Raw genomic sequence first — 14,365 nt, forward strand, 5'->3', positions numbered from 1 at the left:
ATCATAACGCATGACATATGCACTAACACCAATCAAGTTAACTGGCGCACAACGGCTTCATCCAGAATTATATTAATCATTTCAAACGACTCTTAATAAACAGAGATGCTGCGTATACATCATGAACACCATAAACTTTGGCATCACGAACTATCCCACCATATAAATATAGTTTAGCTCTATTGAGAACACGCTCAATTAACCGAAAAAACTTGAAAACCTCGAACTTGAATGATTTTTTTTCTACGCTAAGCCCATGAATATTAGACATCTCATTTACTGCTTTGCAAACGCCCTCCATCGTACGTGAGTTGGCACTCGAAAGAGCTGAGCGCAGCATATTTTCAAAATTCACGGAGTAATCAACTACCTTGTCAGGAAATCGCTCTGCAAACTGAGAGAATGCTTCTGCCATGTAAATCTCGAGAGAGCCACAGCAAATATAATCCCGATGAAATTCAATCGTGTTTTCTAAAAGAAACTTATCGGACTCATCCGACTTGCCAGTAGGATCAATTCCCGAGACCCCATTACTCTTTCCAGAAGCACCGCCGATGGTGAAAGGTCTCAAGGAAAAAGCGTAATAATCAATACAGAAAGCAGTAGCAAAGGCAGAATACGCATCGGGCGTAATAGAGTTGAAATAAGTTCCGTGAGAGCGGGCCTTATCGATAACAGACTTATGTACAAATCCATGATAGAGCTTTGGCATATCAAATGTATAAACATCTTTAAAGTTCAAGCATCTCTCTATCCAGCGAGCTGAGCTCCTGAGTTCCACATGCTTATAGGAAGAGCCCCACTTCAAGAAATTTTGCCTTGCTGGATCAGGAAAGTTTGGCCAACAATATTCTGCATTCTGCCCTGAGATTGCCAATACTTTATATCTTCTTTGAATCTCAGCAACATATTCGATACACCCAGGGATAAGAGCATCGTCATCACCAATAAACATAACAAATCCCGCATCAACATGTGAAAGCGAGAACTCGAAATTTTCGGCCATGCTGACCCGCTTATCGGGTTTTATATACTCGACACCATAATGAAGGTACTTAGCAACAACTTCCTCTGTGTTATCACTGCTACAGTTGTCGCTTACGATAATTCTGAAATTTTTATATGACTGTTCAACACATGATTTAATTGCAAAATCAAGAGTTTCAGCTCGATCCCTAGTAGGAATAATTACTGTGAATTTCTCCAACTACTTCCCCTCGATTTTTTCTGAAATTTTATCAAGCGACCATCTTCGGATTGACGGCAGAGCAAAAGCAACAAAAAAAATGCATATCAACAAAGAAACAAATAACCTGGCAAGATCGAAAAATAACGCTCCAGAAAAAGTCATAACACCATAAGCGATACTGACACCGAAAAGACCGCCCATAACTGGAAAAATCACCGCGTCACGGTACCAATGGATTTTACTCTCCTTCAATAGCCACTTATACATCATATGAATATTGACCAAAAAAAGCATAACATTTAGGAAAACCCACGAACTCGCGGCCCCTAAGCCACCCCATTTGTTAGTAACAAACCAAAGAAAAGGTACAAAAAATAGCACTGCACCTAGGTTTTGGTAGAGCGCAAATTTAGTCCAGCCGTGAGCTATCTGAAAAACATACGGTATAGTCATCAAGCCATTTACCGTATTACCAATCACTAAAAGACTAAAGACAAGCGCAGACTTCTCAACAAGACTAGAGTCGCCTGTCCATAATAAAAGTATAGGCGTTGAAAATACGCTGAGGATCAATGCGATAGGAATTATAAAAAGAGCAATAAGCTGACAACCCTGGTTGTAGGTGCGGCTTAACTCTTCACTTTTGCCCGCGCTTATAACTTGTGAGAAACGTGGAAGATATGCGTTGAAGAAAGGACCTACCAGCTTGAATATTGCAGCTGCGATAGTAGAGGCAAACACATAGTAGCCAAACTCTTGAAGGTCAAGAATTCGGCTTAAAATTATTTTATCCAGTTGAGTCAGTATTGTTGATAGCGCTGCAATGCCCGTCATACCGAGAGCAAATCGCCAAACGTCGCTTAGCACATCGTTTGAAAATCTACCTTTCCCTCTTGGCAGGCAATACCATAATGCAAGCTTCATAATAAAAACTTGAGTTATCGCTACAACCAACTGCCAATAAAAATAAACTTCAATAGTAGGCTTTATAAATAATAAAGCAATTAATGCACCAACATTTTGAAACGCAGCAAAAAAAATCACAATACTATTGAGGAGAACCTGTCGCTGCAGGCCATTAAGCCCACCTGTATATAATGTCACTGGCCAACGAAGACCTATTACAACCGCCATGAGCATAAGAGCGCGTGTAATAGTTCCCTGATCGATTGATTTAGGACTGAGCCAGTGGTGCGAAATGTAATAGGACAATGAAAGCACGACCACAATAATCGCGATACTGCCTACCCAATATAAGCACTCCAACGTTTTAGCAGTATCTATCATACGCTGCCGGCTTTCAACAGAGCCTCCGAGCCGAGCCAGTTCTCGACTTAGCGTTTGAGACAACCCCAGATCTAAGATGGCAAATGTTGCTTGAAGAGAGATAAACACACCGACAAGCGCGTACGCTTCGACGCCCATCAACTTTATGTAAGCGGGAATAAAAGCAATAGCCATCAGCGCAGACCAAGCACTGCCTGACAAATTGGCTAACACATTTAGCTTAACGCCCCTCATTAAAATAATCTCTTATCAAAATCTGAAAAAATCGGTAATTATTTTTCTTTTCATAGGTTTAAAACAAAGCGAGTTACCAACTCCAGAAAATACGATATTGCTTTCCGGAACACATTTATTCACGACGCTTACGCCTTGAGAAATTACGACCTCCTTTCCTACTTCGCATCGGCCAATAATAGCCGAATTGGGGTACATGATGACCCCTTCACCCAAACTAGGCGCTACTCCATGATTTTTTCCAACAGTAGAATTTTGATAAATCACGAAATAGTTAGAATACTTTGCTTTAGAAAGAACGATCCCCGTAGAATGCCCAATAAAAAAAATATCCGGCATAGCTATCTCAAAAAACAAATCAATCCCATTTAAATGCTTATTTAGCAAGAAAAGCTTAGTTGCTGTTTCAATATCTTTCGACTCTTGCCATATTGTATTAGACAAGAAATATAGAAAAGTACAGTACTGCGACGAATGCAGATAATCAAAAACCCCTGGAGTCCAGGTCTTTACTGCATTTATGCATACCGCAAGCCGCGCTAAAGCACTATCCAAATATCGGTCAATTAGCGCATAGGTACTTGTTGCCCTGCCATCCGGGCATAAATTTGAAATCTGAGTTACCACATAACTTACAAGCGACACTCTGTCTAAGTTGTGCGCAATCAAAAGTTTATTCATATTCTTCTGCCAGCATCTTTAACTTCTGATTATCGCCCCAGAACGCCATCGGCTCATATTTTGAATAAGGATAATAACCAAAACAAGGTCTAATATTGGCCTTTTTATTAAAAATATAATCTTCAACTAGACTCCGAATCGATATCGGTGCGCCGCTGCATACATTGACGGCGCCATCACACTCGGGGTTCTCTAAGAGCATGACAAGTAGTTCTGCCACCTTTTCTACAGGCAGGTAGTCTCGCAATTGCTCGCCCGGAGACATATTAAAAATCTCTTCGCCCGATCTTATTGCACCGTCAAGCTGGGCTAGTAGACTTTTGGAGTTCTGGCCCGCGCCATAGGTATAAAACAGACGCGCCCATTGCAGCACAAACGGTGAAGTTTTCTTTAATTCATCAAGATATTTATGCAAACTATCTTTCGCCAATGCATAAGCATTTTCCGGACGAGGGTACATAGCTTCCGTTAAACAACCGTCTCGCATTCCATATTCAAAGCATGTGCCCGAGATGAGTAGGTGTTTGTGGTTCGCATCTATTAGTTTTTTTAGAAATCGATAATCCGCAGGAAGTGTTTTCTCAAAATGATAAGGGGCATCATAGTTGGGCAACCCTGGCCACGCCAGGTGTACGATCGCATCAGCACCTTCGAACAAATCAATATTCAAATCCGGGTCATGTAGATCACACTGCACGAATGTAACCGTATCAGGCCAATCTAAAGAATTGGCGACTTCGGCCCTCCGCGCAACGGCTATTACAGAGTGCCCTCTCTCGAGCAACCTCAAAACAACATGCCGCCCGATAAAGCCAGTCGCACCGGTCACTAATACTTTCATGCTATGTATCGCACTTCAGGAACAGCCACAACAAACCGCCCTCCCCACGAGACGATAAGTTCACCGTATTGAGCTGCTACTTCCTTTGAAATATTCCAAGGTAGGATAACAACAATATCAGGCTGAGTTTCTTCAAGTACCTTTGGCGACATAACAGAAATATGACTACCTGGAAGAAGCTTACCCTGCTTAGAAGGAGCGGCATCGCATACATAAGCTACCAAATCACTTTTGACACCGGCGTAATTTAATAACGTATTGCCTTTCGCGGCAGCGCCATACGCCACAACCTTTTTCCCCGTACGTTTTTGCTCGAGAAGAAAACTAAGCAACCCATTTTTAACTTCATCCGCTCGCGCTTGAAAGCCCTTATAAATATCCAAGCTTTGAAGTCCAAACTGCGCCTCAGCGTTCAAAACATTGGCAACACTAGGGCTTTCACTACGCAGGTCTTCTTGATGGCAACCATACACTCGCAGACTGCCGCCGTGGGTCGAAAGCTCTTCGACATCTGCGACGCGCAGACCCGCCAAGGCAAAGATCCGTTTGACGGTATGAAGAGACAGATATGAAAAGTGCTCGTGGTAAACCGTATCAAACTGAGTGTGTTCGATAAGACGCATCAGATGCGGAAACTCGAGAGTGATGGTACCCCCCGGTTTCAACGCAGCTTTCAGACCCCGCGTGAAATCATTGATATCCGGTACGTGGGCAAAGACGTTATTGCCCGCGATAAGGTCAGCCTGACGCCCCTGTTCTGCCAGCTGCCGGCCTAGGGACTCACCAAAGAACTCGCGCAAAACGGGAACGCCCAGAGCTTCAGCCGCCGCCGCAGTGCTCGCTGTCGGCTCGATGCCGAGACACGGGATATTCGCAGCCACGAAGTTCTTCAGAAGATAGCCATCGTTGGAGGCGACTTCGATCACAAAACTATCTGCTCCCAATCCAAGCCGCTCAGTCATCTTCCTGGAATATGCAGCAGCATGTTCCAACCAACTGGTGGAGGTCGATGAGAAGTAGGCGTAGTCCTTGGAAAAGAACAGATCTGCCTGCGCATAGTCTTCGGTCTGCACCAGCCAACACTTGTCACAGACCTTGAGCTTGAGCGGAAAATAGGTTTCAGGCGCACTCAGTTCAGCTTCACTGAGATAAGCGTTAGAAGGCGGAGCGAAACCTAAATCAAGAAATGTGTGCTCAAGTGGTGTGAGGCAATGACGACAATTCATACATAAAGTCCGGCGAAGTCGGTGGAGAGCAAAGCGTGCTGCTTATCGCGCTCGGAGAGGTCTGTAACAGGCAGTGGCCAGGCTATATCAAGCCGCGGATCGTCGTAGCGTAACGCACCTTCGGCCTTTGGCTCATAGAACGCGGTATGCAGATAAAGTAGCTCACTCTGAGCTTCCAGAACCTGAAAACCATGGGCGCAGCCTTGGGGAATGACAAACATGCGTCCAGACTCAGGAGTCAGCTCTTCTGCATGCCAATGCAGGAACGTTTCAGAGCCAGCCCGCAGATCGACCACCACGTCCCAAACCCGCCCTTTCAGGCAGCGGACCATTTTCATTTCTGCATGGGGTGCGTACTGAAAATGCATGCCACGAACAGCACCAAGAGATGCCGTTCGCGAATGGTTTACTTGCACAATATGCTGTTGGCCCAAGACCTGTGCCAGAGACTGCTCACAAAACAAGCGAGCGAACGCCCCCCGGTTATCCTGAAATGGTTGATTCTCAACCACTACAACTCCGGCGATCGGGGTTTGACGAATATTCATAAAGACATCCAGACGCAACCAGCCCGAGTAGCGGCATCGACGTAGAGTGCCAGTTGTTTGCGAGTCAGCACATTGCCTGTCGCATGCTGCTCACGATACCAATCGGCAGTCATTTCCAGACTTTGCTCCAATGTCCAGACCGGTCGCCACCCCAACGAAGTTTTAGCCTGCGCACAATCCAAGTACAGGAGATTAGCTTCATGAGGGCGTTCAGCGGATGTCGTGTGCCAGGACAGTTGGGGCCAATGCGTTTTAAGCCCCGTGAGTACCTGTTCTACCGTGCGGTTATCTTCGGGAGCGGGGCCAAAGTTCCAGGCAGTCGCCTTTGATTCGTCGGCTTCAAGCAAACGTTGGCCGAGCAGCAGATAGCCCGACAAGCATTCCAACACATGCTGCCAGGGCCTTGTGGACTGGGGAGAGCGTATCTCGAGTGGCTCTCCCGCCTGCACTGCACGCACTAGATCGGGGATCAAGCGATCTTCAGACCAATCACCACCACCGATAACATTTCCGGCTCGGGCCGTGGCCATTAGAGGCGAACCGTCTACCGCCCAAAATGCCTTACGATAACTGTCGACAACCAACTCACTGGCCGCTTTCGACGCGCTGTAGGGGTCGTGACCGCCAAGGCGGTCATTCTCACGATAGCCCCAGGGCCATTCGTTATTGGCGTAGACCTTATCTGTAGTGATAACAACTACTGCGCGGACACTTGGCGTCAGGCGACAAGCTTCAAGCACATTGGCTGTTCCCATGACATTAGTCGACCAGCTTTCCAGCGGGTCACGATAAGAACGACGAACCAGTGCTTGTGCGGCAAGGTGAAAAACAATCTCGGGCTGAGACTGCTCAAAAACCTCCCTGACCAGGGCCGCTTCCCGGATATCAGCCCGAATATCGGTTGCTGGGGTATCAAGCAAATCCCAGTGAGCAGGCGAGCTATTAGGCGCCAGGCCAAGCCCGGTCACTTGTGCACCCATTTCGGCCAGCCAGGTCGCCAGCCAGCTGCCTTTGAATCCGGTGTGGCCAGTCAGGAGAACTCTACGGCCCTGGTAGGTACCACCAAATGGCTTCATTCCCAGCACTTCCAGGGTGGGGTTCCCTTGCCCCAGAGATCCTCAAGCAGATTTTTGTCCCGCAAGGTATCCATTGCCTGCCAGAAGCCGCGATGCTGGTAAGACATCAGATCCCCCTCGCGCGCCAACCGCATCAGCGGCTCGGCTTCCCAACTGGTTTGATCATCGTCGATGTAATCAATCACCGAAGGGTCGAGGACGAAATAACCACCATTGATCCATGCACCATCACCTGCAGGCTTCTCCTGAAAGCTGCTGACCTGGCTGCCATCCATGTTAAGCGCGCCGTATCGCCCTGGCGGCTGAATGGCTGTCACGGAGGCGGGTTTACCATGAGAGCGGTGAAACTCGATCAACTCACGAATATTCACATCCGCCACACCATCACCGTAAGTAAAGCAGAATGGCTCGTTTCCAAGATGCTCGCGAACTCGCTTGAGGCGGCCCCCCGTCATTGTTTCCTCGCCGGTGTCGACTAACGTGACCCGCCAAGGCTCGACGTAGCGCTGATGCACTTCCATCGTGTTATTGGACATATCAAAAGTGACGTCAGACATATGTAGGAAGTAGTTGGCAAAGTACTCCTTGATCACATAGCCCTTGTAGCCACAGCAAATGACAAAGTCATTGATTCCGTAATGGGAGTAGATTTTCATGATATGCCAGAGAATTGGCTTACCGCCGATCTCGATCATTGGCTTGGGCCGCAGGTGCGACTCTTCAGAAATACGTGTGCCGAGACCACCAGCCAGAATTACCGCCTTCATGGAAACCTTACCTACGAATGTCAATGAAACCGCTCAGCCGTTCTGACGGGTGCGATATCGACTGCTGCCCGAAACTGTACGAATTAGGGTTGGAATAACCGAGGACTTTTAGCATGACAACAATACATTGAACAGTCCTTGACCCATCGCAGAATCTTAAATCCAAACACAAAAAAAGGCGTCCATAAAGGACGCCTTTTTTTGTATATGGTCGGGGTAAGGGGATTCGAACTCCTGACATCCTGCTCCCAAAGCAGGCGCGCTACCGGACTGCGCTATACCCCGGTAAAAAAAAGGCACCTTATAAAAGGCGCCTTCTGCAATCAGCGCTTTTGGCCTCTGATCTTAAGATTCGATTCCAGCAAGCTGGTCTCAAAAATGGTGGGTCGTGTGGGATTCGAACCTACGACCAATTGGTTAAAAGCCAACTGCTCTACCAACTGAGCTAACGACCCAAAAATGGTCGGGGTAAGGGGATTCGAACTCCTGACATCCTGCTCCCAAAGCAGGCGCGCTACCGGACTGCGCTATACCCCGGCTTGAAATTGGCTCCGTGACCAGGACTCGAACCTGGGACCCAATGATTAACAGTCATTTGCTCTACCGACTGAGCTATCACGGAACTGCATATTTCAATTTACAACTTTTACTGCTGGCTTCTATCGCTAGAAACCTCCTCTTCGACCCGCTCGCATCGCTGCGTTCGTGTGTCTGAGGCGCGCTATTCTACAATCTTAAAAACCCCTGTCAACCCTTTAAAATGCTTTTAAGACAATGATTTGCGACTTTCTTGCTGACTTCCCTTGGGGAGAGAAATCCGTGGGCTGACATACTGCGGGGCGCACTTTACAAGTCTTTCCCTTTGAGTTCAACGCCCTATCAAAAAAAAGGCCTCGCAAAGCGAGGCCTTTTTCATCGCGACCACTCAGGTCATTCAGGCAAAGACGATTTCGTCGTCCTTCACCGTCGCCGTGACCTGGGTACCTGGCACGAAGTGACCCGAAAGGATCAATTGCGCCAGAGGGTTCTCGATCCAGCGCTGGATCGCCCGTTTCAGCGGACGTGCACCGTAGATCGGGTCGTAACCCACTGCGATCAGCTTGTCCAACGCCTCCTGACTCAGCTCCAGGCTCAGCTCACGCTCAGCCAGACGGCTACGCAGGCGCCCCAACTGGATCTCGGTGATACCGGCGATCTGATCCCGTGCCAAAGGCTCGAAGATCACCACTTCGTCGACCCGGTTGATAAATTCCGGGCGGAAGTGACTGGTCAAGGCATCCATTACCGCCGCACGCTGCGCCTCGCGATCACCAATCAGCTCCTGGATCTGGGCCGACCCCAGGTTGGAGGTCATGACAATCACCGTATTGCGGAAGTCCACCGTACGGCCATGGCTGTCAGTCAGACGACCATCCTCCAGCACCTGCAGCAACACGTTGAACACATCAGGGTGCGCTTTCTCGACCTCGTCCAGCAGGATCACCGAATACGGTTTACGCCGCACGGCCTCGGTCAGGTAGCCACCCTCCTCGTAACCGACATAGCCTGGTGGCGCACCGATCAGACGAGCCACGGAGTGTTTCTCCATAAACTCCGACATATCGATGCGGACCATCGCCTCTTCAGTGTCGAAGAGGAACTCGGCCAAGGCCTTGCACAGCTCGGTTTTACCCACACCGGTTGGGCCGAGGAACATAAACGAACCGCTTGGCCGGTTCGGGTCGGACAAACCGGCCCGCGAACGGCGTACCGCATTGGATACCGCCACGACCGCCTCATCCTGGCCGATCACGCGCTGATGCAGCAGGCTTTCCATTTTCAGCAGCTTGTCGCGCTCACCTTCGAGCATCTTCGACACAGGAATACCGGTCCATTTGGAAACCACTTCGGCAATTTCTTCCTCGGTCACCTTGCTGCGCAGCAGCTGATTCTCGCTGTGACCGTGCTGGTCGACCATCTGCAGGCTGCGCTCCAGATCCGGGATCACCCCGTACTGCAACTCCGCCATGCGATTGAGATCGCCCTTGCGCCGTGCCGATTCAAGCTCCTGGCGCGACTGTTCGATTTGTTGCTGGATCTGCGCCGAACCCTGCACCTCGGCTTTCTCCGAAGTCCAGATTTCCTCCAGATCGGAGTACTCGCGCTCCAGCCGAACGATTTCTTCCTGGAGTTTTTCCAGGCGTTTGATCGCCGCCTCGTCATCCTCTTTCTTCAAGGCCTGGGATTCGACCTTGAGCTGAATCAGGCGACGCTCCAGACGGTCAAGCACTTCAGGCTTGGAGTCGATCTCCATGCGAATCCGGCTGGCCGCTTCGTCGATCAGGTCGATCGCCTTGTCCGGCAACTGCCGGTCGGTGATGTAGCGATGGCTGAGTTTGGCCGCCGCAATGATCGCACCGTCGGTAATCGCGACCTTGTGGTGCACCTCATAACGCTCTTTGAGGCCACGCAGAATCGCAATGGTGTCCTCTTCGCTCGGCTCGTCCACCAGCACTTTCTGGAAGCGTCGCTCGAGCGCCGCATCCTTCTCTATATACTGGCGATACTCGTTGAGCGTCGTTGCACCTACGCAATGCAGCTCACCACGTGCCAGCGCAGGCTTGAGCATATTGCCAGCATCCATGGAGCCTTCGCCCTTACCGGCGCCTACCATGGTGTGCAGCTCATCGATAAACAGAATGATCTGCCCTTCCTGCTTGGACAGCTCGTTGAGCAGGGATTTGAGCCGCTCTTCGAACTCGCCACGGAATTTTGCACCGGCAATCAGCGCCCCCATATCCAGGGACAGCAGACGTTTGCCCTTGAGGCCATCAGGCACTTCGCCATTGATGATCCGTTGGGCCAGGCCTTCGGCAATCGCGGTTTTACCCACGCCAGGCTCACCGATCAGCACCGGGTTGTTCTTGGTTCGACGCTGGAGCACCTGGATCGTCCGACGGATCTCGTCGTCACGCCCGATCACCGGGTCAAGCTTGCCGTCTTCGGCGCGCTTGGTCAGGTCGACGGTGTACTTGTCCAGAGCCTGCCGCGACTCCTCGACGTTCGGGTCATTGACCGCTTCGCCGCCGCGCAGGTTGCTGATGGCGTTTTCCAGGGCTTTCTTGCTCACGCCCTGGCCAAGCAACAGCTTGCCGAGCTTGCTGTTCTCGTCCATGGCCGCCAGCAAAACCAACTCGCTGGAAATGAACTGGTCGCCCTTTTGCTGCGCCAGACGGTCAGCCTGGTTCAACAGCCGCGCCAGATCCTGGGACATATTGACGTCCCCGGTGGGATTCTGGATTTTCGGCAATTGGTCGAGCTCTTTGCTCAAAGCCTTGCGCAGGCTGTTAACGTCGAAGCCGACCTGCATCAGCAGGGGCTTGATCGAGCCGCCTTGCTGCTCCAGCAAGGCCTGCATCAAATGCACAGGCTCAATCGCCGGATGATCAAGGCCGACCGCGATGGATTGGGAATCGGATAAAGCCAACTGTAATTTGCTAGTTAAACGGTCTATACGCATTGGTCACCTTCCTTTTGAGCAGGCCGGAGCGATGAACGTCCTAGATAAAGAAACCTGCCAGATACCCCATAGATGCGGTCGATTCTGGGAGTTTCAAGTTCCAGGCAGTTGACGCAGGTCAGCAGAGTCTAGTCTTGGAGCCAGACCAGGGAGGCGAATCGACCGGTGCGCGGCTGGCGTCGGTAAGAATAGAAGCGCGGATCGCTCACCGTGCACAACCCACCACCATAGACGGCTGTCACGCCGCACGCGGCCAGGCGCAGGCGCGCCAGGGCGTAGATATCGGCCATCAGGCGACCGTCATTGCGACTGGGCACAAAGGCTTCAACGGCCTGCGGATGCTGTGCGACAAAAGCGTCGCGAACCTCGGGCCCGACTTCAAAGGCTGTCGGACCAATGGCCGGCCCCAACCAGACCAGCACTTCATCGGGAGCAGTGGCCAGGCTATCGAGCGTCGCTTCCAGCACTCCCGCCGCCAGCCCGCGCCAGCCTGCATGGGCCGCCGCCACACGACGACCGGCACGGTCGCAGAACAGGGCAGGCAAGCAGTCGGCGGTCATTACCGTGCAGGCGATTCCCGGGGTCGATGTCCAGCTGGCATCGGCCTCGACAACTTCTCCCGGCGCGGCATGGGCAACCGTCACACCATGGACCTGGCGCAACCAGGCCGGTTTTATAGAGAAGGTATCGGTGAGGCGTCCGCGATTTTGCGCCACGGCCTGCGGGCAGTCTTCGACATGGTCGCCCAGGTTCAGGCTGTCGAACGGCGCCAGGCTGACGCCGCCCGCGCGGGTAGTGACACAGGCCCTGACCCCCGCCGGCGCTGGCCAGTCAGGAATCAGGAAGTCACTCATCCGATAAACGCCTCGCGGTCCTGCTTGAGCAGCGACAACAACCAGACAAAATCATCCGGCAGTGGCGATTCCCAGCTCATGCGCACACCGGTAGTCGGGTGATCGAGCTCCAGGAAGCGTGCATGCAGGGCCTGGCGCGGAAAGGTCTTGAGCGACTCGACCATGGTCTGGCTGGCCGCCGGCGGAATGCGGAAACGCCCGCCGTAAGCCGGATCGCCGACCAACGGATAGTTGATGTGGGCCATATGCACACGAATTTGGTGAGTCCGACCGGTTTCCAGCTTGACCCGCACATGGGTGTGGGAGCGGAAACGCTCGAGCACCCGGTAATGACTGACGGCCTGCTTGCCGCCTTCCATCACCGCCATACGCTGGCGTTGCTGGCCGTGACGACCGATCGGGGCATTGATCTTGCCACCGGCGGTGACCACACCGATCACGATGCACTCGTAGATCCGGCTGACACTGCGACTCTGCAGTTGGGTCACCAACTGGGTCTGGGCCTGAATCGTCTTGGCCACCACCATAAGACCGGTGGTGTCCTTGTCGAGACGGTGGACGATCCCGGCGCGCGGTACATTGATAATGTCCGGGACATGGTGCAACAAGGCGTTGAGCAGCGTGCCATCGGCATGCCCGGCCGCCGGATGGACCACCAGGCCCGCCGGTTTGTTGATCACCAGGATGTCGTCATCTTCATAGACGATATCCAGCTCGATGTCCTGAGCGATCCATTCACCCTGAGCTTCCTGCTCGGCAGTCAGTTGGAGGATGGCACCGCCGTGGACGATGTCACGCGGGCGGATAACCGCCCCGTCCACGGTCAGGAGGCCGTCCTTGATCCAGGCGGAAAGGCGCGAGCGCGAGTGCTCAGCGAATAATTGTGCGGCGACTTGATCGAGGCGTTGGCCACCCAGTTCGGACGGCACCTCTGCGCGAAGTTCAATTTTATCGGACATGCTCGGACTGGGCGTCGGCACAGCCTTTGGTTTCGGCTGCGCGCTTGTGGTTAAATACGGCGTCTTTTGCCCCGAGGCTTTCAACGGGGCGCTCATCATAACAGGACGGCCTCGCCCAAGACAGCGGCCGTCATAGGGACGCAAGCCGCCATGCAAGTGAAACACCTGCTGCTGATCGCCATCCTCGCACTGACCGCTGCTTGCTCATCGAAGGAAGTCGTCGACGAAAACCTGAGCGAAGTCGAGCTGTACCAGCAGGCGCAGGCCGACCTGGACAACCACAGCTTTACCAGCGCCACCGCCAAGCTCAAGGCCCTGGAATCGCGTTATCCGTTCGGCCGCTACGCCGACCAGGCCCAGCTCGAACTGATCTACGCCTACTACAAGAACGCCGAGCCGGAAGCTGCCAAGTCCGCCGCCGAGCGTTTTATCCGCCTGCATCCACAACACCCCAATGTGGATTACGCCTATTACCTCAAGGGCCTGACCTCCTTTGACCAGGACGTCGGCCTGCTGGCGCGCTTCCTGCCGCTGGACATGACCAAGCGTGACCCGGGGGCTGCCCGCGACTCCTACAACGAGTTCGCCCAGCTCACCAGCCGCTTCCCCAACAGCCGTTACTCGCCGGATGCCAAGCAGCGCATGATTTATCTGCGCAACCTGCTGGCCGCCTACGATATCCACGTGGCGCACTACTACCTGACCCGTCAGGCCTATGTGGCTGCCGCCAACCGTGGTCGCTATGTGGTGGAAAACTTCCAGGAAACCCCGGCGGTCGGTGACGGCCTGGCGGTCATGGTCGAGTCCTACCAGCGCATGCATCTCGATGAGTTGGCCGCAACCAGCCTGGAAACGCTCAAGCTCAACTACCCGAACCACCCGAGCCTGGTCGATGGCCAGTTCGTGCCTCAGGTCGCCGAAGCGGACAACCGCTCCTGGTTGAGCAAGGCCACCCTGGGCATGATCGAGTCGCGTCCGCCGCTGCCGCCGGGAGAAACCCGCGCCAACCAGGATGTGATCAAGCAGTACCAGGACGCCAAGGAAGCCATCGACCCGGAGCTGCTGCCACGGGACGAAAATGGCGATGTGATCCGCGAAGAAAACAGCGGAGCCCTGGGCAACAACGAAGATCGTTCGTGGTTCAGCTTCATGACCTTCGGCGTATTCGACTGAGTCGACGTGCCGCTGCAAGAGAGAGCCCTGC

The 14,365-nt window shown here is 52.4% G+C and carries 12 protein-coding genes and 4 tRNA genes; 1 reads left to right on the forward strand and 15 read right to left on the reverse strand.

The features are described from left to right. Positions 1-76: 76 nt before the first annotated feature. The 15 genes from NPS46_RS05275 to rluD form a co-directional block, all read right to left on the reverse strand. Positions 77-1,207 carry a glycosyltransferase family 2 protein gene (locus NPS46_RS05275; protein ID WP_274105353.1) on the reverse strand — a complete coding sequence of 377 codons (1,131 nt, stop codon included), beginning with the start codon at positions 1,205-1,207 and terminating at the stop codon, positions 77-79. Then, positions 1,208-2,710 (reverse strand): oligosaccharide flippase family protein, encoded by a 1,503-nt coding sequence (locus NPS46_RS05280; RefSeq protein ID WP_337994232.1) that lies wholly within the window; start codon positions 2,708-2,710, stop codon positions 1,208-1,210. A gap of 15 nt (positions 2,711-2,725) precedes the next feature. Beyond that, positions 2,726-3,391, reverse strand: a complete 666-nt coding sequence (locus NPS46_RS05285) for a hypothetical protein (RefSeq protein ID WP_274105355.1) — start codon at positions 3,389-3,391, stop codon at positions 2,726-2,728. After that, the gene (locus NPS46_RS05290) at positions 3,384-4,232 is read right to left on the reverse strand and encodes an NAD-dependent epimerase/dehydratase family protein (protein ID WP_274105356.1); all 849 of its coding nucleotides are present in this window, start codon (positions 4,230-4,232) and stop codon (positions 3,384-3,386) included. The genes NPS46_RS05285 and NPS46_RS05290 overlap by 8 nt, the downstream gene beginning before the upstream one ends. Next, positions 4,229-5,458 carry a class I SAM-dependent methyltransferase gene (locus NPS46_RS05295; protein WP_274105357.1) on the reverse strand — a complete coding sequence of 410 codons (1,230 nt, stop codon included), beginning with the start codon at positions 5,456-5,458 and terminating at the stop codon, positions 4,229-4,231. Before NPS46_RS05295 ends, NPS46_RS05290 begins: the two co-directional genes overlap by 4 nt. Next, entirely contained in the window at positions 5,455-6,006 is a 552-nt protein-coding gene (gene rfbC / locus NPS46_RS05300) for a dTDP-4-dehydrorhamnose 3,5-epimerase (RefSeq protein ID WP_425312683.1), read from the reverse strand. The genes NPS46_RS05295 and rfbC overlap by 4 nt, the downstream gene beginning before the upstream one ends. Beyond that, positions 6,003-7,082: a CDP-glucose 4,6-dehydratase gene (gene rfbG, locus NPS46_RS05305; RefSeq protein ID WP_274105358.1), complete on the reverse strand. Its 1,080-nt coding sequence runs from the start codon at positions 7,080-7,082 to the stop codon at positions 6,003-6,005. Before rfbG ends, rfbC begins: the two co-directional genes overlap by 4 nt. Continuing rightward, positions 7,079-7,849: a glucose-1-phosphate cytidylyltransferase gene (gene rfbF / locus NPS46_RS05310; protein WP_274105359.1), complete on the reverse strand. Its 771-nt coding sequence runs from the start codon at positions 7,847-7,849 to the stop codon at positions 7,079-7,081. The genes rfbG and rfbF overlap by 4 nt, the downstream gene beginning before the upstream one ends. A gap of 208 nt (positions 7,850-8,057) precedes the next feature. Beyond that, positions 8,058-8,134 (reverse strand) — tRNA-Pro (locus NPS46_RS05315). Between the two features lie 94 nt (positions 8,135-8,228). Continuing rightward, positions 8,229-8,304, reverse strand: a tRNA-Lys gene (locus NPS46_RS05320). 5 nt (positions 8,305-8,309) lie between these two features. Beyond that, positions 8,310-8,386, reverse strand: a tRNA-Pro gene (locus NPS46_RS05325). Between the two features lie 9 nt (positions 8,387-8,395). Continuing rightward, positions 8,396-8,471, reverse strand: a tRNA-Asn gene (locus NPS46_RS05330). A 312-nt stretch (positions 8,472-8,783) separates the two neighbouring features. Beyond that, entirely contained in the window at positions 8,784-11,348 is a 2,565-nt protein-coding gene (gene clpB / locus NPS46_RS05335; RefSeq protein WP_274105360.1) for an ATP-dependent chaperone ClpB, read from the reverse strand. A 128-nt stretch (positions 11,349-11,476) separates the two neighbouring features. Further along, positions 11,477-12,202: a peptidoglycan editing factor PgeF gene (gene pgeF / locus NPS46_RS05340; protein ID WP_274105361.1), complete on the reverse strand. Its 726-nt coding sequence runs from the start codon at positions 12,200-12,202 to the stop codon at positions 11,477-11,479. Beyond that, positions 12,199-13,161, reverse strand: coding sequence for a 23S rRNA pseudouridine(1911/1915/1917) synthase RluD (gene rluD / locus NPS46_RS05345; protein WP_274105362.1), 963 nt, complete (start codon positions 13,159-13,161; stop codon positions 12,199-12,201). Before rluD ends, pgeF begins: the two co-directional genes overlap by 4 nt. Positions 13,162-13,311: 150 nt before the next feature. Here rluD and NPS46_RS05350 point away from each other — a divergent pair, with 150 nt between their 5' ends. Continuing rightward, positions 13,312-14,334 carry an outer membrane protein assembly factor BamD gene (locus NPS46_RS05350; RefSeq protein WP_274105363.1) on the forward strand — a complete coding sequence of 341 codons (1,023 nt, stop codon included), beginning with the start codon at positions 13,312-13,314 and terminating at the stop codon, positions 14,332-14,334. Positions 14,335-14,365: the final 31 nt, after the last annotated feature.

Origin of the sequence: Pseudomonas putida, assembly GCF_028682395.1 — a bacterium.
Taxonomy (GTDB): domain Bacteria; phylum Pseudomonadota; class Gammaproteobacteria; order Pseudomonadales; family Pseudomonadaceae; genus Aquipseudomonas; species Aquipseudomonas putida_AB.

Coding starts and splice junctions, on each gene's coding strand:
- rfbC (WP_425312683.1), bottom strand. CDS start 6,006: ATGAATATTCGTCAAACCCCGATCGCCGGAGTTGTAGTGGTTGAGAAT.
- NPS46_RS05290 (WP_274105356.1), bottom strand. CDS start 4,232: ATGAAAGTATTAGTGACCGGTGCGACTGGCTTTATCGGGCGGCATGTT.
- NPS46_RS05285 (WP_274105355.1), bottom strand. CDS start 3,391: ATGAATAAACTTTTGATTGCGCACAACTTAGACAGAGTGTCGCTTGTA.
- NPS46_RS05280 (WP_337994232.1), bottom strand. CDS start 2,710: ATGAGGGGCGTTAAGCTAAATGTGTTAGCCAATTTGTCAGGCAGTGCT.
- rluD (WP_274105362.1), bottom strand. CDS start 13,161: ATGTCCGATAAAATTGAACTTCGCGCAGAGGTGCCGTCCGAACTGGGT.
- rfbG (WP_274105358.1), bottom strand. CDS start 7,082: ATGAAGCCATTTGGTGGTACCTACCAGGGCCGTAGAGTTCTCCTGACT.
- clpB (WP_274105360.1), bottom strand. CDS start 11,348: ATGCGTATAGACCGTTTAACTAGCAAATTACAGTTGGCTTTATCCGAT.
- pgeF (WP_274105361.1), bottom strand. CDS start 12,202: ATGAGTGACTTCCTGATTCCTGACTGGCCAGCGCCGGCGGGGGTCAGG.
- NPS46_RS05295 (WP_274105357.1), bottom strand. CDS start 5,458: ATGAATTGTCGTCATTGCCTCACACCACTTGAGCACACATTTCTTGAT.
- NPS46_RS05350 (WP_274105363.1), top strand. CDS start 13,312: ATGCAAGTGAAACACCTGCTGCTGATCGCCATCCTCGCACTGACCGCT.
- rfbF (WP_274105359.1), bottom strand. CDS start 7,849: ATGAAGGCGGTAATTCTGGCTGGTGGTCTCGGCACACGTATTTCTGAA.